Source organism: Blautia sp. HCN-1074 (assembly GCF_037890165.1).
Classification (GTDB): domain Bacteria; phylum Bacillota; class Clostridia; order Lachnospirales; family Lachnospiraceae; genus Blautia_A.
This window is the reverse complement of the sequence record NZ_JBBKBP010000018.1, coordinates 69,124-88,754: the sequence shown is the minus strand read 5'-3', so window position 1 is coordinate 88,754 and position 19,631 is coordinate 69,124. Positions and strand designations below refer to the sequence as shown.

14 protein-coding genes, 7 tRNA genes, 1 pseudogene and 1 riboswitch are annotated in these 19,631 nt (G+C 41.2%); of the genes and pseudogenes, 1 reads left to right on the top strand and 21 read right to left on the bottom strand.

Going from position 1 to position 19,631, the window contains the following annotated elements; genetic code table 11:
- From WKT11_RS20075 to WKT11_RS14235, 21 genes and pseudogenes are all read right to left on the bottom strand, one after another.
- Positions 1–79 (bottom strand): annotated as a pseudogene (locus WKT11_RS20075) (IS200/IS605 family transposase); the annotation flags it as partial.
- A 238-nt stretch (positions 80–317) separates the two neighbouring features.
- Positions 318–398 (bottom strand) — tRNA-Leu (locus WKT11_RS14330).
- Between the two features lie 121 nt (positions 399–519).
- Positions 520–592 (bottom strand) — tRNA-Lys (locus tag WKT11_RS14325).
- Positions 593–601: 9 nt separating this feature from the next.
- Positions 602–673: transfer RNA gene (locus WKT11_RS14320), tRNA-Gln, on the bottom strand.
- Positions 674–682: 9 nt separating this feature from the next.
- A tRNA-His gene (locus WKT11_RS14315) sits at positions 683–756 on the bottom strand.
- Positions 757–761: 5 nt separating this feature from the next.
- A tRNA-Arg gene (locus WKT11_RS14310) sits at positions 762–835 on the bottom strand.
- 21 nt (positions 836–856) lie between these two features.
- Positions 857–927 (bottom strand) — tRNA-Gly (locus WKT11_RS14305).
- A 35-nt stretch (positions 928–962) separates the two neighbouring features.
- Positions 963–1,037: transfer RNA gene (locus tag WKT11_RS14300), tRNA-Pro, on the bottom strand.
- Between the two features lie 84 nt (positions 1,038–1,121).
- Positions 1,122–1,304 (bottom strand): hypothetical protein, encoded by a 183-nt coding sequence (locus tag WKT11_RS14295; RefSeq protein ID WP_117845197.1) that lies wholly within the window; start codon positions 1,302–1,304, stop codon positions 1,122–1,124.
- An 89-nt stretch (positions 1,305–1,393) separates the two neighbouring features.
- Positions 1,394–1,873 (bottom strand): metallophosphoesterase family protein, encoded by a 480-nt coding sequence (locus tag WKT11_RS14290; protein ID WP_118138122.1) that lies wholly within the window; start codon positions 1,871–1,873, stop codon positions 1,394–1,396.
- Complete coding sequence (locus WKT11_RS14285) at positions 1,870–2,454, bottom strand: XTP/dITP diphosphatase (protein ID WP_181977713.1); 585 nt, start codon at positions 2,452–2,454, stop codon at positions 1,870–1,872. Before WKT11_RS14285 ends, WKT11_RS14290 begins: the two co-directional genes overlap by 4 nt.
- Positions 2,455–2,565: 111 nt before the next feature.
- The gene (locus tag WKT11_RS14280) at positions 2,566–3,714 is read right to left on the bottom strand and encodes a THUMP domain-containing class I SAM-dependent RNA methyltransferase (protein ID WP_118138124.1); all 1,149 of its coding nucleotides are present in this window, start codon (positions 3,712–3,714) and stop codon (positions 2,566–2,568) included.
- 45 nt (positions 3,715–3,759) lie between these two features.
- Entirely contained in the window at positions 3,760–4,302 is a 543-nt protein-coding gene (gene yfcE / locus WKT11_RS14275; protein WP_117845203.1) for a phosphodiesterase, read from the bottom strand.
- Between the two features lie 170 nt (positions 4,303–4,472).
- A complete protein-coding gene (locus WKT11_RS14270; RefSeq protein WP_117676756.1) occupies positions 4,473–4,784 on the bottom strand; it encodes a rhodanese-like domain-containing protein in 312 nt (103 codons plus the stop codon).
- A 160-nt stretch (positions 4,785–4,944) separates the two neighbouring features.
- A complete protein-coding gene (locus WKT11_RS14265; RefSeq protein ID WP_117845205.1) occupies positions 4,945–5,142 on the bottom strand; it encodes a hypothetical protein in 198 nt (65 codons plus the stop codon).
- A gap of 678 nt (positions 5,143–5,820) precedes the next feature.
- Positions 5,821–7,425 carry a xylulokinase gene (locus tag WKT11_RS14260; RefSeq protein WP_117676754.1) on the bottom strand — a complete coding sequence of 535 codons (1,605 nt, stop codon included), beginning with the start codon at positions 7,423–7,425 and terminating at the stop codon, positions 5,821–5,823.
- A 283-nt stretch (positions 7,426–7,708) separates the two neighbouring features.
- A complete protein-coding gene (gene araA / locus WKT11_RS14255) occupies positions 7,709–9,208 on the bottom strand; it encodes an L-arabinose isomerase (RefSeq protein ID WP_117845209.1) in 1,500 nt (499 codons plus the stop codon).
- A gap of 202 nt (positions 9,209–9,410) precedes the next feature.
- Positions 9,411–10,499, bottom strand: coding sequence for a GntR family transcriptional regulator (locus tag WKT11_RS14250; RefSeq protein WP_117845211.1), 1,089 nt, complete (start codon positions 10,497–10,499; stop codon positions 9,411–9,413).
- Between the two features lie 120 nt (positions 10,500–10,619).
- Positions 10,620–11,522: a class B sortase gene (srtB, locus tag WKT11_RS14245; RefSeq protein ID WP_340285094.1), complete on the bottom strand. Its 903-nt coding sequence runs from the start codon at positions 11,520–11,522 to the stop codon at positions 10,620–10,622.
- Positions 11,519–16,249: an isopeptide-forming domain-containing fimbrial protein gene (locus tag WKT11_RS14240; RefSeq protein WP_340285092.1), complete on the bottom strand. Its 4,731-nt coding sequence runs from the start codon at positions 16,247–16,249 to the stop codon at positions 11,519–11,521. The genes srtB and WKT11_RS14240 overlap by 4 nt, the downstream gene beginning before the upstream one ends.
- A 499-nt stretch (positions 16,250–16,748) precedes the next feature.
- On the bottom strand, positions 16,749–17,210 hold the full coding sequence (locus WKT11_RS14235) for a DUF1700 domain-containing protein (protein ID WP_118630971.1): 462 nt from the start codon (positions 17,208–17,210) through the stop codon (positions 16,749–16,751).
- A 427-nt stretch (positions 17,211–17,637) separates the two neighbouring features.
- A riboswitch (ZMP/ZTP riboswitch) is annotated at positions 17,638–17,723 on the top strand.
- Between the two features lie 168 nt (positions 17,724–17,891).
- On the opposite strand from WKT11_RS14235, the gene WKT11_RS14230 reads away from it, so the two are divergent.
- Positions 17,892–19,577, top strand: a complete 1,686-nt coding sequence (locus WKT11_RS14230) for a formate--tetrahydrofolate ligase (protein ID WP_008708136.1) — start codon at positions 17,892–17,894, stop codon at positions 19,575–19,577.
- Positions 19,578–19,631 lie beyond the last annotated feature (54 nt).

Sequence of the window (19,631 nt, the reverse complement as noted above, 5' to 3'; positions counted from 1 at the left end):
GATGATACTGTAGAAAATATACGTATCCTCTACCATATGAAAGCTGATTTTTATTTATATTAAATATATCTTTTTCCATGTCTGTATTATACCATATGCATTTCTTTAAGTAAACATTTGTTCTGGATATTTTTTATGAAAATTGCGCGTCTAACTCATCACTGAAGTAACGAGAATGCGACGCGCAGTTATTCAATTCGACTCTGGCATCATTCTATAGTATTCTTTCCCAAAAACACTATGAATTAACTATACAATAAAATATTATCTCTGTAAAACAGAAAAAGTACCGTCTTTAAACGGTACTTCATTCTGAATGCGGATAACAGGACTTGAACCTGCACGGGAAGCCCACTGGTACCTAAAACCAGCGCGTCTGCCAATTCCGCCATATCCGCATCTTTATAAATTGTAGATTACTGCTCCAGCCAATATACCAACAAGTTGATTGTTGATGTACCAGTTTCTACAGAAGCAATAAAATAGCGGAAACCTCTTCATAAGATTTCCGCTATTTAATGAAGCATCGGGGATTCGAACCCCGGACAACTTGATTAAAAGTCAAGTGCTCTACCGACTGAGCTAATGCTCCATATTAAGACTGGGCTAGCTGGATTCGAACCAGCGAATGCAGCAGTCAAAGTGCTGTGCCTTACCGCTTGGCGATAGCCCAAAGGCGAAGGGTGGATACAGGGATTCGAACCCTGGGCCTCCAGAGCCACAATCTGGCGCGCTAACCAACTGCGCTATACCCACCACAGCGTGCCTGAAGGGATTCGAACCCCCGACCCACGGCTTAGAAGGCCGTTGCTCTATCCAGCTGAGCTACAGACACATCTCTCTGTGCATACAGAGAAGCGGGTGATGGGAATCGAACCCACGTATCTAGCTTGGAAGGCTAGTGTTCTACCATTGAACTACACCCGCATTTCGCTGAAACGGTAATGTTGTTGTTACAGCAGTCGGGGTGACAGGATTCGAACCTGCGGCCTCCTGGTCCCAAACCAGGCGCTCTAGCCAAACTGAGCCACACCCCGCTGTTTTTCTTTATTTATTTGTGCTTCGTTGTCCGACGCAAGACATATTATATGGTAAGCCACTCCAAATGTCAACACTTTTTTTCAATTTTTTTTGTTTTTTTTTGAAAAAGTGATTTTTTCGGTTTCAAAAAGTGCCGCAAAGCCGCTAAAATCAAGGCTTTGCGGGCTTTTCACTTTTTTGAAAAAAGTTTCATTTTTTTGCTTAAAAAATGGTTTGTGGGCATGGTTTTTAAGATTTTTTGTAAAAAAATATTTTTTTCGCACAATAAAAAAATCTCAATTTTTTATTTTAGATGTCTTCATAAATGAGCAAACTCAAAATATATTGTGTTCACAGTTATGGGGACATTATTTCAAAGGTATTTTATTTCTATCTGAGGATATTTTCCCTCTTCGATTTCCATAACTGCATAGCTCGGTCTGCGGCCACGCTGACGCGGATAGGTAAGACTGCCTGGATTAATCACAAGAATTCCGTTCTCTTCTTCGACTACCGGAGTATGGGTATGACCATACATTACGATCTGGCAGTCTTTTGCCTTTGCTTTCTCCACAATCCGGTCATGATCTTTGGACACAAAATAATAGTGTCCATGTGTCACCAGAATTTTATAGCCTTCCAGTGTTATCTCTTCTTCCTGTGGAAGATCTGTGAAAAAGTCATTATTCCCAGCGACAATGCTGCATGGGCATTCTGCCAGAGCTTCAATAAAGATTTCTCTTCCCTCTACATCGCCACAGTGGATCAGATAATCAAAAGGCGCCTCTCTGTACACTGCTTCCTCCAGATTTTCATCCCGTCCATGAGTATCGCTTACGATCAATACCTTCATTTCAGTTCTTCCTTTATAGCACGCAGAGCTTTGCCACGATGGCTGATCTTATTTTTTTCTTCCATAGACAGTTCTGCAGAAGTACATCCATATTCAGGAAGGTAGAAAATCGGATCATATCCAAATCCGTTCTCGCCCTTCTCTTCGTACCCTATACGGCCTTCCATTGTTCCACGTACTGTTTTTACACTTCCATCCGGAAAAGCCGCTGCAACGGCACATACGAACCTTGCAGTACGTTTCTCGTCCGGCACACCATTCAATCTTTCTATCAAATTGGCATTCTTAATGCGATAGGAGGTATCTTCTCCCATATAACGCGCAGAGTAAATGCCAGGCTCCTTGTTCAGATAGTCAATCTCCAGGCCAGAATCATCCGCAAGAGTGATCTCCCCTGTCATTTCGCAAATCGTTTTCGCCTTGATTATGGCATTTTCTTCAAAAGTAGAGCCATCTTCTACGATATCTGCATGGATTCCTGCTTCTTTCATAGAAACAACTTCCACATCCATATCCGCAAGAATTTCCCGGATTTCTTTCATCTTGTCCTGATTACCGGTAGCAAAAATTATTTTTTTCATAATTCTTTATGTCCTCTGTTTTATTTATTTCCATTTACTTCTGTATCCGTTTACTGTTTACGCTGTTCTGAATAACTTTCCAGCACATTCTTTTCAAAATAACTATGCTGCTTACTTATTTTTCTTCGGCGGGCGCGGTCCCAGAAACTGGTAATAATAAGTTTTCAGCATTCCATTATAAATCTTTCGGTTCTTGTCCGCTTTTCTTCCGATATCATTCTCTGCTTTTTCATAAGATGTGATCAGATACATCGACCACTTATCCAGTCTTGCATAACTTTCCCCGATTTCTCTGTAAAGCTGCGCAAGATTCTCTTTTTCTTCCAGTCGTTCGCCGTATGGCGGGTTTGTGATGATAAATCCATACGGCTTCGGATGGCGGAGTTCTTTTACCGGTCTCTGCTGGAAATGGATCAGCTTGTCCACCCCTGCCATTTTTGCATTTGCCCTGGCTGCTTTCAAAGCTTCCGAATCAATGTCAAAGCCCTGGATATCTGTATCAATGTTAAGATTTACCCTGTCCTGCGCTTCCTCATTGGCATCATACCAGCATTTTCTCGGAACTAAGTGTTTCCAGTCTTCTGCCAGGAAAGAACGGTTCATTCCCGGTGCAATGTCTGCTGCCATCATCGCAGCCTCGATCGGGAAAGTACCACTGCCGCAGAATGGATCGACCAGAATTCTGTCTTTATTCCATGGTGTGAGCATGATCAGCGCAGAGGCAAGCGTCTCTGTGATCGGAGCTTTTACTGTCATTTTACGATATCCTCTTTTGTGCAGGGATACGCCTGAAGTATCAATACCAATTGTAGCCACATCTTTCATAAATGCCACACGGATCGGAAAGCTTGCTCCGTCCTCCTCAAACCAGGATACCCCGTATACGCCCTTCAGACGCTCTACAATCGCTTTTTTCATAATAGACTGGATATCTGATGGGCTAAAGAGTTTACTTTTAACAGAATTCGCTTTTGCGACCCAGAACTTGCCATCCTTTGGAATGTAGTTTTCCCACGGAAGAGCCTTTGTCTTCTCGAAGAGCTCATCGAACGTTTCCGCCTTTACTTCAGCTACTTTCAGCAGGATTCTCTCCGTGGAACGCAGGAATATGTTAGCATCTGCAATTCCCTGGGCGTCTGCCTCAAATGTCACTTTGCCGTCCTCAACTTTTGTGATCTCGTAGCCAAGATCAAGGATCTCGCGTTTTAATACTGCCTCCATGCCAAAGTGACAAGGTGCTATCAATTCAAATTTTTCCATTCTTTGTCCTTTCTGATAATAATTCTTTCAGCAGATATCCGTCGGTTAAAGATTTATACTTTTTACAACATTTTTTTCAAAATCTTTGATTGTGAACACGCCATCCTCAAAGATTGCATATGTAGGAGGATTTCCCTCTTTTGGAATGGATACAGAACCCGGATTTAACAATACATATCCCTCTTTCTGTTCTGCCTTAAGTACGTGAGTATGTCCATGAATAAGGATGTCTCCCTCCTGAATCGGCGGCAGGTTATTCTCATTGTAGACATGTCCATGTGTAGCATAGAAAGTTCTTCCATCCAGATTTAAAATGCAGTAATCTGCCATAACAGGGAACTGTAATACCATCTGGTCCACTTCTGCTTCACAGTTTCCGCGCACAGCATAGATTTCTCTTTTCATGTCATTCAGCATGGCAATGACCTCTTTCGGGGCATATTCCTTCGGAAGATCATTTCTCGGGCCATGATAAAGCAGATCGCCCAGCAGTACCAGGCGCTCTGCCTTTTCTTCTTTATAAGCATCCAGCATCTTTCTGCAGTAATATGCAGAACCATGGACATCTGACGCAAACATATATTTCATAGTAAATATTCTCCTCTTTTCGATTAATCTGTATTTTCCTGCATCCAAATAGTACGTCACTGTTCACTTCATTCCAGGTAACGCAGCCAAAATTCATTCCCGATTGCCTGCGGCAAAGGAATTTTGGCTTGTATTCTTAAGGATTTTGGCATATATACACCTTATCATGCTTATGCCGAAATTACAAGATTTCTTCCCCTATATGCTTCAAAACCACCTATTACAGAACGGGTACGGTAGCCCAGTTTGGCAAGCTGACGGGCAAGAAGAAGGCTTGCACCGCCTCTGTCACAATATAACACCAGTGTTTTTCCGTTGGGAAATGTGGTATGTTCATCAATTTCAGCGTACGGCATGTTCACTGCCCCTTTTACATGGCTATGTGCATATGCCTCTCTTTCGCGCAGATCTATAATTAATGCGTCCCTGCGGTCCACATAATAATCCAGCATTTTTGCAGAAATCGTTTCCACTGGAAACATGGCAGACTCCTTTTTGTTATATCATATGTAGCAGCATCAAAAACTGCCAGCAGATTCATTCCACTGGCAGCTTTTTTTACTGTAACCCGTATTGTGTCATCAAGAAGCAGGCTAAATGCGAATTTTTATCACTAAGTTGTTCTCAATTCGCCTTTCTTTATTAGTATCTGTCCTCTTCTGAGCTATAAGACTGGGAAGTCTTATTTTTCACTTTGTTTTTTGCTTTATCTCTGCTGTCTGTTTCGTTTTTGCTTCTTGCATTGTCAGTATGGTTCATTTCGTTTCCATAGCTGTTTTTGCTTGTTGTGTCTGTGTAATTTCTACTGTTTTTACTCTCAGATTCATAATTTTTTGCCATTATTTTATTCCTCCTGATGCGTTTTATCTATCCGGCTCTTCCGGAAGTCCAAAAGAATCCGGACAGTTTTATGTCACACTTCATTACTGAATGTGCTTCACATTGACTATTATCCCAAAAACGCGGGGGAATATTCATCAAAATATGTTGCTTTTTTCACCAAGCTATATTATAATCATACCTGTAAAAAGAATTTACCCTTCAAAAATTTTTTTTACATAAACCCCTTATTTAATTATTTATACTCCCCTCGAAAGCCCCGGTAGCTCCCCTACTGGGGCTTTCCTTTAGTATTTATGCGGGTTTCCGGATTTTACTAATCTGAATTTTGTTAATATTTTTGTAACATTTATAATTTGTACCCAAATTTTACCCAAAATCATATTTTCATCCCCAAAAAACACTCATAAAAAGCATAAAAAATACAAAAAACAGCATCGCAAGCCTTATGCTATGCGATGCTGCCTTATTCTTTTATATTTCTCTTTTTCCTCTCATTTCATACACGCCAGCGAACGATTGCATTTTTTACATTTTTAAAAATCATTGCGTTTCTCCCCGTATGAGTTGATAAGGATATTTTACAATTTTTCTTTAAGTGCTACAATATGTGGCAAAAAATGTGGCGGACTTTTTACGCAACATTTTTTGTCAATACATAGAAGTCACTTTGAAACATTACCAGATTTTGGAGTCTACTGCTGCCTTTTCAATAGAAAGACCTTTCATATAGCTGTCCATAAATGCATTGAATCCCGCTACTCCTTCTGGTTTTGGATCCAGTGTGCTGCTTTCCTGATCTGCAAATACTTTATTGTCAAGGAATGCTTCCAGAGTTTCTCCCTCTTCCTTGTTTACAAGATAAGAAGCAAGAAGGGCAATTCCCCATGCTCCGCCTTCACCTGCAGTAGCCATTACAGATACCGGTGCATTTACTGCATCTGCAAGAATCTGCTGTCCGACACCTTTGGTCTTAAATAATCCACCATGTCCAAGAAGACGATCTACTTTTACATTCTCTTTCTCAAACAGAAGGTTCAGACCTACTCTCATAGCGCCAAGGCATGTATACAGATTTGTTCTCATAAAGTTTGCAAGGTTAAATTTGCTCTCAGGAGAACGAACAAATAACGGACGTCCTTCTTCGAATCCTGTCATATGCTCACCTGAGAAATAGCAGTAGGAAAGAAGACCGCCACAGTCCGGATCACCTTCCAGTGCTTTATTATAAAGAGTTCCGAAGAGCTTATTCATATCTACTTCCATACCCATAGCTTCTGCAAATTCCTTAAATACATTTACCCATGCATTCAGGTCAGAAGTACAGTTATTGGAATGTGCCATAGCTACCAGATGTCCTGACGGAGTGGTAACCATATCAATTTCTTTATATGGTCTGGAAAGTTCTTTCTCCAGAACGATCATGGCAAATACAGAAGTTCCTGCGGAAACATTACCTGTACGTACTGCGACACTGTTTGTAGCAACCATACCTGTTCCTGCATCACCTTCCGGAGGACACATCGGGATTCCTGCTTTTAATTTTCCTGTTACATCGAGAAGTTTCGCACCTTCTTCAGTAAGAACGCCAGCATCCTCACCTGCAACAAGTGCTTTCGGCATAATGTCGCGAAGCTTCCATGAGAATCCATAAGGAGCTACCAGTTCATCAAATTTATCAACCATTTCCTGATTGTAATCTGCCTTTGTTGTGTCGATCGGGAACATACCGGCAGCATCACCGATTCCCAGAACTCTTTTTCCTGTCAGTTTCCAGTGTACATATGCTTCCAGAGTTGCAATATAATCGATATCCTTTACATGTTCTTCGCCATTAAGGATTGCCTGATACAGATGTGCAATACTCCATCTCTGCGGAATGTTATAGTTAAACAGTTCCATCAGTTTCTCGCTTGCTTCTCCGGTAATATTGTTTCTCCATGTACGGAATGGTACAAGAAGTTCTCCTTCTTTGTTAAAAGGCATATAGCCATGCATCATGGCGCTGACACCGAATGCACCTACAGATTCCAGTTCTACGTCATATTTTGCCTTTACATCTTTTGCCATGTCCTGATAGCAGTCCTGAATACCTGTCCAGATATCATCCAGACTGTATGTCCAGATACCATTTTCGTAGCGGTTCTCCCACTCGTGTGCGCCGGATGCGATCGGCTGGTTTTTGTCATCTACAAGTACCGCTTTGATTCTGGTAGAACCAAATTCAATCCCAAGTGCTGTTTTGTTTGCGAGAATCGCTGCTTTTGCTTCTGCTGCTCCCATTTTTATGTACCTCCTAGTTTCCATTATTTATCATTATTATCGCATTTTTCTTATGATTTTACTATCAATTTTTCTACTGTTTTTATGCGCTTTTTATACACATTTGGCTGTCATATCAGACTTTCCGATAGTCAGTCTGATATGACAGCCCTTATATCTGTATTACTTTTATCACTGTCCACTTTCTTTATTCACAAAGAATACATTATAAATATGTTAATAACAGACAGTATATCAGTCACAGTATTTTATTGATGCTGCAAACGGAGTGAACAGTAACTTCTTATTTTCTAAATGCGAGTTCATTCCATCTCAGCTCGTTCTTGAAGTCGCGGATGTTTGTGTCTTTGTCGATATAGACAGCTTCAATACCCATAGCTGCTGCCCAGTCTCCCATCTGTTCAGCTGTAAGGTCATAAGTGAATGCTGTATGATGAGCGCCGCCTGCAAGAATCCATGCTTCTGCACCTGTCTTAAGGTTCGGCTGTGGTGTCCAGAATGCGCTTCCTACAGGAAGTTTCGGCATTGGTTTCTCAACTTTCTTGCACTCTACATCATTGATGATCAGACGGAAACGATCGCCAAGGTCAATCAGAGATGTTGCAATAGCCGGGCCTGTCTTACTTGTAAATACAAGTCTTGCAGGATCTTCTCTGTCTCCCATGGAAAGCGGGCAAACTTTGATTCCGATCTTGCCATCAGCAACAGACGGGCAAACCTCAAGCATATGAGACTGAAGGATTCCCTCTTTTCCAGGTACAAAGTTGTACGTATAGTCTTCCATCATGGAAGTTCCCTTTGCATCTTTCATTCCGGCAGTCATAATCTTCATCAGACGAACCATTGCAGCTGTCTTCCAGTCACCTTCTGCACCGAATCCGTAACCTTTTTCCATAAGTCTCTGAATAGCAAGTCCAGGAAGCTGCTGCAGGGCCCCCAGATCACCAAAGTGTGTAACGATTGCCTGATAGTTCTTCTCTTCCAGGAATTTCTCAAATCCAATTTCAATCTGAGCCTGAACTGCTACATGACGTTTAAATTCTTCCGGATCTCTGCCTTCAAGAAGGATGTCATATTTGCTGTAATATTCATCAACTAATGCATCTACATCACCTTTTGCTACATCTTTTACATAATCAGCGATTTCATTTACAGGATAAGCATCAACTTCCCATCCGAATTTGATCTGTGCTTCTACTTTATCGCCTTCTGTAACAGCTACGTTTCTCATGTTATCTGCTACACGGCAAACACGGATATGGCTGCTTTCCATGATACCAACTGCTGTACGCATCCAGGAAGCAAGTCTTTCCTGAACTTCTTTGTCAGCCCAGTGTCCAACGATAACTTTTCTTTCAATTCCCATTCTGGAAACAATGTGTCCATATTCACGTCCACCATGTGCAGACTGGTTTTCATTCATGAAATCCATATCAATGGTGTCATAAGGAATTTCTTCATTAAACTGTGTGTGCAGATGGCACAGAGGTTTTCTATACTCTTTCAGACCAAGGATCCATGATTTGGCCGGTGAAAAAGTATGCATCCATGTGATAACACCTGCGCAGTCCTCATCTGAATTTGCTTCATTGAATGTTTTACGGATCAGCTCGTTTGTGATCAGTGTTGGTTTCCATACTAATTCAAATGGAAGAACACCACTTTTATTTAATTCTTCAACGATAATTCTGGAATGCTCAGCAACCTTTCTTAAGCATTCATCTCCGTAAAGATCCTGTGAACCTGTGCAAAACCAAAACTTATAGTTTCTTCCTGTCTTCATGATAAAATTCCTCCCTGGATTTTTATTTATTTTCAGATTTTAGATACATTGGCTGCCGTAAAAATTACTGATCACTTCGTGCTCAGCAACGTACCAGGCATTAATGTTTTAAAATCTGTATGTTTAATATCATTTTACCTATATAAAATAAGTTTTTCTTAACTCAGAAACTCTTATATCTGAAATCTCAACAGATTTATTTTTATGCCTTTTTACATGAGCCTCTGACAATCAGTTCCGGATGAATCAGTCTTTCGACTTTACTCTCTTCCTCTGGAATTCCATTAATCTTCTCCAGAATAAGCTCTGCGGCCATTTCTCCCAGTTTTTCCTGTGGATGGGCGATTGTTGTGATTCCATTTCCACGCTGTGCATACAGAGAATTATCATAGCCCGTTATCGAAATATCATCAGGAATTTTAATTCCCTGCTTCTCTAATTCTTCCATAACCTGAACAGCAATTTGATCATTATAACAGACAATTCCATCCGGAAGCTGTCCACTCTGTACCATTTCTTTTGCCATCAGTGCCGGTTTCACTTTTCTGTCTTCTGTGTGAAACCACACAACATCATCCGGATTATAAGAAATTCCAAATTCCTGCAATGCCCGGACATATCCTTTATGTCGTTCGAGTCCCTGCATATCATCTGCTTTAAAAAAGCCTTTGATTTTCTTATGTCCCAGTTCCAGCAGATATCTGGTTACAAGATAGCCACCCTGTGCATCATCCATAAGAATATGCGGTTTATCTCTCATCTCAGAATAAATTCCCTGAATAAACACATACGGTATTTCAAACTTATCCAGATTCTGATAAAGACTCCTGTGTTTGCATACCATCTCACTTTTACTTGGTTCAATGATAAGCCCGTCAATGTCTTTCTTCAGAAGTTCTTCCAGACATCTTGCTTCTTTCTGTCTGCTGTTTGCTGTGTTTTTCAGAATAATACTGTAACCTCTTTCCGAAAGAACATTATCCATTCCCTGTATCAGTCTTGGAAAAATATAATCGGAAATATATGTGGTAACTACTGCAATATTCTTCGATTTCTTTATATGACGCATATTTTCAGAACAATAAGTGCCTTTTCCATGAAACGCTTCCACATATCCATCCTGTTCCAGAATCCCCAGTGCCTTACGGACTGTATGTCTGCTCAGGGAATATCTCTGTGAAAGTTCATTTTCCGAAGGAAGCTTTTCTCCCGGCCGGATGGCTCCTGATACAATATCATTCCTGAGCTGCTCCATTAGTGAGAAATATTTAGGCTTTCCATTATCTGTCATGTCTTCTTCCCTCCTGTATCTAGAATACAACTTGTACGCACATACGAACAAGTTGTTTTTTATGCATAAATTATACAAAATCTCAGGAGGTTTTTCATCACTTTTTTCCAAATATTTTTTTCAGTTATTCATGTGGTCAATCGGATATTCGCAATCCTCTTCTGTTATTTCATAGCAGATTCCGTGTACTGCCATACGTATCTCTTTATCAAGATGCGAATTGCAGGTAATCAACGTTACCATAGGTTTCGAATCGTCTGGCTCTATGCCGGTTTCATACATAGAATTCTCTTTCAATGTTGCTAATTGCTGCTTGTATGCAGGACTCGACAAGTCATATCCATATTCAAACGCCGCACTTTGGGAACCCGCCTGCTCTATGGAAAAAATTTTATACAGAAATTTTCTTTCCGGAGTTTTGATTTCAATTTCCGGACATTTTTCCAAAAATTCCGGCTGTTCATAGCGGTTTAAATTGGCAAACATCATATTGCCCTCTATGTTATGACCGTAGAGAATACTGTGAGAACCCATAAAATTCTTTTTGTTATTATGCTCCAGGAAAATACAGCCAAATAAGTCCTCCTCTTTCTTAAAATTATGCTTTAAATAATACTCGTCATCCATCCCCTGGACTACAGGATAAGAAATATCAGCTCCGGGAATGGTAATCCAGGCTGCCACCTCAGAATTAATCTTTCTTAAATTTTCCCAGGAAATCCCGAAGGATTCCCTGATTTTATCTGCGCGATCACTGTGTTTTAAATTGTCCGAAGATTTTCTTTTTTTCTTTTTGTAAACATTCTTATTCGTTTCTGTTAAACAATTCAGCTTCGTCTTTTTCTCATTTTGAAAAGGTTTTTTGTCCTTATCCTGATAACCGGCCATACGTGCTATTTCTTCATAGCTCTGTCTGGCACGAAGGTTTTGTTCATAGCTTTTTATATAGAATCCCCCACAATATACGAGAAGTCCGATTGCCGCTATGATCATGCTTATCGCAAACGTTTTAAGCTTTCTCATTTCCGTCCGGTACCTTTAAAACTTTTTTTACCGGAAATCGTTTTTCTGTAAATCATTACGCCTCCAGCCAGCAAGCCAAGGCCAAGAAGTCCGACAAGTGTCATTACCTTAAACGGTCTGGTGTCTCCAGTCTTAGAACTTCCTGCCATAGAACCACCCTGATAACTTCCATATCCGCTGGAATATCCTCCTGAGTTTCCATAACTGCTGCTTCCGGTATTTCCATTGCTACTTCCACTGTTATTACCATTATTATAAGCCGATGACGGTGTCTTTGTCGGAGTCGGAGTCAACTTCGGACAGGTTCCCGGCGCAGATGGTGTTGGTGTAGCTTTCGGTATGTCTGTCGGTTCTGGCACTTTTGTTGGTTTTGGTGGTTCAGTCGGTTTTGGTGTCTCAGTCGGTTTCGGCGTTTCAGTCGGTTTCGGTGTCTCAGTCGGCTTTGGTGTTTCAGTCGGTTTCGGTGCTGTTTTTACATATACTTCCTGCTGTGCAGAGGTTTCCGGTGAGATATCACCTCTTGCCTTCGCTGTATTTACAACTTTTTCAGCCTCTGCACTCTCTGTCTCAAATACAACTTCATAGCAGACTTCAATCTTATCCATATCCGACAATGTCGCACCTGTATTGATTACAAATCCCGTTTCCGTTACCTCTGTCTTAATATCTTTCAGCTCTACGCCGTTTTTCTTTACAAAAATACTGTCTTTTACAATTGTTGCGCCCTTTGTTTCCAACGCATCTTCAATAACAATATTCTGATCCGTAACATCCTCACGCAGCTGTCTTACTGTCAGCTTATAATATCCTTTTTCACCAGATACATATTCTTTCTTATCTGATTCTTTGACAATCTCCAGAACAGGACTATGTACCTCTGTTTCCGCTTCACCTGTTGCCGGTATTTTTTCATTGCTGTCCGCAACTGCAGTATTATGTACTTTCTGTCCTGCTAATGCGGCATCAATTACTGCTGCCTGATATTCCACAATCATAGTTTTCTGCTGCCGGCAGTCCAGCGGGTTATACATTACCTGCTCAAAAAGTCCGCCTCTGTCATTATCACAAATACTGTATCTCGCATCTTTGATCAATGCTTTTCCCGTTGATAGCAGGAATGTATTATCATCATTGATCTGCACATCTGCATCTGTCACATTTCCATTCTCATCCATCAGAACCACAGAATCCTTTAAAAGGCGGACTCCCTGTGTGTCGATCACATCATGCAACGTAACATTACGCGCTACGCAGCCAGTCTGTTCCTGTGTCAGCGCAATACGGTATGTAATGATATCTCCATATTTATAGAATGGTTTGTCAGTTATTTTCTCTACTTTTAATACAGGTGAATTTACCCAGATCTTTGAAGTATCTTTTACTGCCTGTGCATTATCTGCATATGCCTGTGCTGTGTTTACGATTTCCTGTCCGTTCACACTTTCCTTTGCAGTACAACGGAAATTAACAGTAACAGGTGTCTGGTATGGAAGATCTGAAATTGTCACTATCCAGCCGGTTCCCTGACGTGTAACCTGGCAATTTACAGGTTTTTCCACAGTTTCTTTGTAATTTTCCGGATTAAGTTCATTTCCGGCATCATCAGTTCCTGCTACCGGATTCTGGATAGCTGCCGGTACACCAGTTACCGTAACAGCTCCCTCTTCTTCATCCAGCGCCAGTCCTTCAGGCAGAGAAAGATCACTAATCACAAGATTTCGTGCAATCGATCCTTTCTGAAGATTGTTTACTGTAACCTGATAATTTACCTGTTCTCCAATACGGAATTCATTTTCTGCACGTCCGTCACCAACGGCCAGATACGGATTCTGGAAACTTTTATCAATAGAAAGTACCGCCGTATTTACATATACCTCCGCATCATCCTGTGCTGCCGGTGCATTCTGTGCCTGTACATTTGCAACATTAATACTCTCTGCACCGTTTGCATCTTCAGTAACTGTACAGAGGAAAGAAATCATAACCGGAACATTTGCAGGAAGATCTGAAATATTCATTCTCCATCCGGCTCCTTCCTGAACAAATTCATAGCTGACCGGTTTCTCTGATGTCTCATTATAAAATTCCGGGTTCAGCTGGTTTGGAATATCCGGTGTTCCCGCAACATGCTGTGTAATGCTCTGTGGAATGCCACTGACAGATACATTATCTGCTGATTCCAGTGCAAGTCCTGCCGGCATCTCTGTATCCCAGATAGTCACCTTTCTGGCTACTGTGCCTTCTTTTTTATTTTCGACCACTACATTATACTGTACCAGCTCTCCTACCTGCCATTCATAATGATCTGCATTTTTCTCAATCCAGAATTCTCCGGAATTTACATAAACTTCGGCATCATCTGATTTCTCTTCAGCGTTGGAGGCTTTTGCCGTTGCGGCATTTACACTTTCATGGCCATTAGCATCTTCTTGTGCAACACAATGGAAAATAATCGTAACTGGCTGACTGTATGGCAGATATGAACAATAAAAAGCAAAACCATTTGCATCTGCATCCATACGGGATTCCACAGTTCTTGCTTCATATGCCTGTCCGGTCTTCTTATCCGGTACAGGATAATTTATCTGCTGCTGAACGCCCAGCACTTCCACACTTTGAGCCCCATCAGCAAGAATCAGTCCCTGTGGCAGACCGATATCTGTAATGTTCACATCTTTTGCAATGGTTCCGGCAGTCACATTATTTACCACGATCCGGTAAGCAATCTGCTCTCCCGCCTGCCATTCATACCTGTCTGCTGTTTTATCAATCTCCAGATGCGGACTGTTCATCCATACCTCTGCCATGTCCTTGCGGGATTCCTGTTCTCCGGTTTCAGGATTAAGCAGATTATCTGCTGTCGCAGCAACAATATTTTCCCACTCCTGACCATTGGAATCCTCCAGCGCCTGGCATTTAAAGCGAATGGTAATCATCTCTCCATATCTTAAAGACGGGCATTCTGCTTTCCAGCCATTGTCACCCTGTCTGGTGAGCGTACAGCTTTCTGCGCCGTCACTTGTCTTCACTGTATACTGTCCTTCCAGGAGCTGCAGACATGCCGGAATTTCATCCGTAATGACTACATTGACCGCGCGTACATCCGGCTTTGTCTGAGAAACTGAAACTTCATAGTCTACGGTGTCTCCTGTCTTCCATTCATATTGGGATGTATTCTTGACTACTTCAAGTTCCGGAGAAATCACACTCTTTACCCACACTGTTTCTGTATCCATGGTATCTCCGCTTCCATTTGTACGTTCATAGCTCATAGAAGCATGATTCGGGATAAGGATCGTATATCCATCCTCTGCAAGGTATTTTGAAATATTTATTTCTGATTCTGGTTTCCGACGTACTTTCAGAGTAAATGTATAATTCTGATTATCTGTAAAAGTCTCCTCCTGAAGACTTTCCGGTTTCGCACTGCAGGTTATCTTCTGTCCCTCAATATTAATATCAAACTGATCCGTTACTACCTGTCCTATATCATTTGTAATGCTCACTTTAGAAGTATCTTCGATAGAAAGGCAATCCTCAAGTACATCCTCCACTACAAATGATTTCAGTTTATTTGGTGTTACTTCTGCCTGAATCATATACTGGAATTCCTGTCCCTGTCTGACAGTAAAAGGCTGATCTTTTGTTGCCACACTCGCCTGTTCCCAACTGCAATTACTCTCTCCGACACGTTTCTCCGGGGCTTTTTTCATCTCAACATTGCCAAAACAATAAGACGTAAAATCGAAATATGCATATGCCTTGCAATATTTCTGTCCTTTAAAGGTCGGACAATAAGTGTTTCCTGACGGATCCAGATATTTATTTCTTATGTTTTCTGCCCATTTCTCCTGAGATCCCGCCTTCTTAATTCCATCTTCTCGGGTCTTATCCCACTTGTCCAGTCTAAGCTGATGACAGAATTCTACTGTAAAATTATCTGTATTGTAAAAAAGATTCAGCCAGCCTCTCGGATCATCCGGTTCTATGGCACCAATCGGAGAGGTTACCGTATTTCCTTCTACTGTCAGATAATCATTCTCTTTCAGAACATACGCACTGTCCAGTCCGCAATCCGCAGGAATTCTTACGCCTTGCCCTGCATCAATATCACGGATTGTTCCATGTCCACTGATTGGCAAAGCCTCATCCGTTCCATGCTTAAGAAACTGGAACTTAACTTTCGCGTACCCTACAGAATAAATAAATACGCCAATGCTGTTTTTGGAAAATCCGACCAGCGGATAGGATTCATTATCTTTCCACGCAAAAGTAGCCCCTTCTTTATTCTGAACAATCGTTTCCACAGTATTCAGTTCATAACGTCGTTCGGCATTCTCTACTCCCATAAGGATAAGACGGACATCTACAATATTTCCGTTTCCATCTTTACCTACATTGTTATAACGCATTCCCGCACTTCCAGCCTTATAATCCGGATACACTCTGACACATTCCGTATCACGTTCGCTTTTCCCATTGTCCGAAAAAGCCTCTCTGTCCAGGTTATCACACCCAAAGGATTCATACGTGGTAATTCCGGGCTGAAATTTCATATCAAAGCGATAACTATAGTCTACCGTCTTATCATTGTCCCAGGTTTCTATGGACAATGAAGCCGCCTGTGTTACGCAGGCAGGTAAAAGCCCCAGAACTGCCTGTACGATAAAAAGCAATGCAAGCAGCAAAGCTCCCAGGCGTTCTCTCAGTTTTAAATTACGTTTCATTTTCTGTCTCCTTTCCAAAATAAAAAATGACGCCGGGACAAAATATTTCGCCCCTGATTTGAATGAATGTGGGATTTTTCCCTGCACCTGGCAGGATTAGAGAATAGAAATCAACTACGTGATTTAATAAGTTTTCAGAAATTTTATATGTGAATTTTTCGTAACTATTCAGCAGTCTACTATCCCGAGACATACAAGTCAAAATCCCATCGCCGAAGGCGATTTTTAATGGATTTTGACTCGTAACTGTGAAGGTACTGAACAGTTACAATTTTTCTTTAAAGTCAGTCAGATAAATTATCTTCTTGTTATAGACTCGATTTAAACAATCAGATATTCGCAATTGAAACAGGGGACTTACTTGATTCGGTTAAAACAGGGGATTTCTTTGATTCGATTAAGTATTGGAAATATGAGAGATCAGTACAAGGCATCTTTATCAGAGCCCTGTACCGACTTTTTTTGAAAAATATTGCTGTCTCTGTGATAAGCGACATTTTTACTGGTTATTACGTTTCTTTAACCAGGAAAGAAAATAAAGAATAATTGCCAGAATAATAAAGAATGGAAGAACTGCTCCAATTAACAGCACAAGGAGAATAATAGCAACAGCCGCGGCTACAATAACGATTGCCTTGCCATGCCAGGTAGAAAGATCTAATACCTTCTTCCATTTCTTCTCCGGCTGCGGAGGCGGATCCATTTTACTTCCATAGCTGCTTCCATACGAAGAATATTCTCCATAATCTTCCTGTGCACTTCCATCATCTGTGTCAATCAGTGTTTTGGCTATCAGACGCGGATCTCCCAGTTCTTCAAGAACTTCTCTCTCCGGGCGTCCGCCACGTACCTGAGACTGTATATAATCTTCATAATATCTTACATGTGCCGCAGCCTTGCCTTCCTGCATATTTCCGGCAAGCTGTCCTCTGAGGATGTCCAAAAATTCTTTTCTATCCATATCTGCATCTCCGTTTATCAATGATATCGATATGATCGATCACCCACATCAGGTGATACCGTGTATTTATTCTACCATACTTTCAGTGGATGACAACTAATATAATCATAAAATTTTTATGAAATACTTATAAACTCATTGCTCTTCGCAATTGAAGCAGGGGACTTGCTTGATTCTCTTATATTTTTTCACTTCTGAACTCCTGTTTCAAAATCCTTTATTTTTCCCAGATTTAATCTTTTCTTGTCTTTTTTTTAACATTTCAGAGTCACGCAGATGAAAATCTCTTTCAGCAATCTGCTTTTCTCTCATTATTTATTATCAAAATTGCACAATTCATATCCAGATTTTCAATTTTTTTTGACGATTCAGAAAAATTTTCTTGACATTTTTTTCTCAAAATGCTATATTGTATTCATCAATTAAAGGAACCTTCGAGTACTGACGGAAAATGTGGAATACAAACCACGGGGAGTCGGAGGTTTGTGGAAGCCGACCGTCTGGGCAGTATTTGAAGATTTCAGATACTGGCCTTTTTTTATCCCGTAAAAACAGCTTAACAGTTGTTTTTACCTGTAAAACAGACAGTCTGTCCGACACTTCCTTTAATGAAACAAGTTACTGGTCAGAACAGTAACATAAGTTTTTCATGTTATGCGGAGACGAAAGGAGAAAAACATTATGGGATTCAAATCAGACATCGAAATTGCACAGGAATGCGAAATGCTTCCAATCACTCAGATTGCAGAGAAGGCAGGTATTGATGACAAATATCTGGAACAGTACGGAAAATATAAAGCAAAAATTGATTACAATCTTCTGAAAGAAAGCGACAAGAAAGATGGAAAATTAATCCTTGTTACAGCAATCAACCCAACTCCTGCAGGTGAAGGTAAAACTACTACTACTGTAGGTCTTGCAGATGGTATGCAGAGACTCGGCAAGAGCGTTATGGTAGCTCTTCGTGAGCCATCTTTAGGACCGGTATTCGGTGTTAAAGGCGGTGCAGCAGGCGGCGGATACGCACAGGTTGTTCCGATGGAAGACATCAACCTTCACTTCACAGGTGACTTCCATGCAATCGGCGCAGCTAACAACTTACTTGCAGCCATGATCGACAACCACATCTTCCAGGGCAATGCATTAAACATTGACCCACGTAAGATCACATGGAGAAGATGTGTAGATATGAACGACCGTCAGCTTCGTAACGTAGTAGATGGTCTTGGCGGAAAGACAAACGGTATGCCTCGTGAAGATGGATACGACATCACAGTTGCATCTGAAATCATGGCAGTTCTCTGTCTTGCAAGCGACATCAAAGACCTGAAAGAAAGATTATCCAAGATCATCATCGGATATACATACGGAAAAGTTTCCGAGCAGAAACCTGTAACAGCAGGTGACCTTCACGCAGAAGGCGCTATGACAGCTCTGTTAAAAGATGCTCTGAAACCAAACCTTGTACAGACTCTGGAACACGTTCCTGCAATCGTACATGGCGGACCATTCGCAAACATCGCTCATGGATGTAACTCTGTAACAGCTACAAAGATGGCTATGAAGCTTGCTGATTATGCAATCACAGAAGCTGGTTTCGGTGCTGACCTTGGTGCTGAGAAATTCCTTGATATCAAATGCCGTATGGCTGGCTTAAAACCAAGCGCAGTTGTAATCGTAGCTACTGTACGTGCCCTGAAATACAACGGTGGCGTTGCAAAAGCTGACCTCAACAATGAAAACCTGGAAGCTCTTGAAAAAGGTATCCCGAACCTGTTAAAACACGTTTCCAACATCAAAAACGTATACAAACTTCCATGTGTTGTTGCTATCAACGCATTCCCTACAGATACAAAAGCAGAGCTTGACTTTGTAGAAGCTAAATGTAAAGAACTGGGTGTTAACGTTGCTCTTTCTGAAGTATGGGCAAAAGGCGGCGAAGGCGGAATCAAACTTGCAGAAGAAGTTATCCGTCTTGTAGAAGAACCAAACGACTTCTCCTATGCATATGAACTGGAAGGTTCTATCGAAGACAAGCTGAACCAGATCGTTCAGAAAGTTTATGGAGGTAAGAAAGTAGTTCTGACAGCTAACGCTCAGAAACAGGCTAAACAGTTAGAAGCTCTTGGCTTCGGCAACTGCCCGATCTGTGTAGCTAAGACACAGTATAGCTTAACAGATGACCAGACTAAACTGGGTGCTCCTACAGACTTCGAAGTTACAGTACGTAACCTGAAGATTTCCGCTGGTGCAGGATTCATCGTAGCTCTTACAGGTGAGATCATGACAATGCCAGGTCTTCCTAAAGTTCCGGCTGCTGAGAGAATCGACGTAGACGAAACAGGTAAGATCACAGGTCTGTTCTAATCCAGTTGAAATCAAACGGATAAAATCATCCGTATTCAATCGAATAATTCAAAA

Coding starts and splice junctions, on each gene's coding strand:
- WKT11_RS14290 (WP_118138122.1), bottom strand. CDS start 1,873: ATGAAGGTATTGATCGTAAGCGATACTCATGGACGGGATGAAAATCTG.
- WKT11_RS14285 (WP_181977713.1), bottom strand. CDS start 2,454: ATGAAAAAAATAATTTTTGCTACCGGTAATCAGGACAAGATGAAAGAA.
- WKT11_RS14280 (WP_118138124.1), bottom strand. CDS start 3,714: ATGGAAAAATTTGAATTGATAGCACCTTGTCACTTTGGCATGGAGGCA.
- yfcE (WP_117845203.1), bottom strand. CDS start 4,302: ATGAAATATATGTTTGCGTCAGATGTCCATGGTTCTGCATATTACTGC.
- WKT11_RS14270 (WP_117676756.1), bottom strand. CDS start 4,784: ATGTTTCCAGTGGAAACGATTTCTGCAAAAATGCTGGATTATTATGTG.
- WKT11_RS14265 (WP_117845205.1), bottom strand. CDS start 5,142: ATGGCAAAAAATTATGAATCTGAGAGTAAAAACAGTAGAAATTACACA.
- WKT11_RS14260 (WP_117676754.1), bottom strand. CDS start 7,425: ATGGGAGCAGCAGAAGCAAAAGCAGCGATTCTCGCAAACAAAACAGCA.
- araA (WP_117845209.1), bottom strand. CDS start 9,208: ATGAAGACAGGAAGAAACTATAAGTTTTGGTTTTGCACAGGTTCACAG.
- WKT11_RS14250 (WP_117845211.1), bottom strand. CDS start 10,499: ATGACAGATAATGGAAAGCCTAAATATTTCTCACTAATGGAGCAGCTC.
- srtB (WP_340285094.1), bottom strand. CDS start 11,522: ATGAGAAAGCTTAAAACGTTTGCGATAAGCATGATCATAGCGGCAATC.
- WKT11_RS14240 (WP_340285092.1), bottom strand. CDS start 16,249: ATGAAACGTAATTTAAAACTGAGAGAACGCCTGGGAGCTTTGCTGCTT.
- WKT11_RS14235 (WP_118630971.1), bottom strand. CDS start 17,210: ATGGATAGAAAAGAATTTTTGGACATCCTCAGAGGACAGCTTGCCGGA.
- WKT11_RS14230 (WP_008708136.1), top strand. CDS start 17,892: ATGGGATTCAAATCAGACATCGAAATTGCACAGGAATGCGAAATGCTT.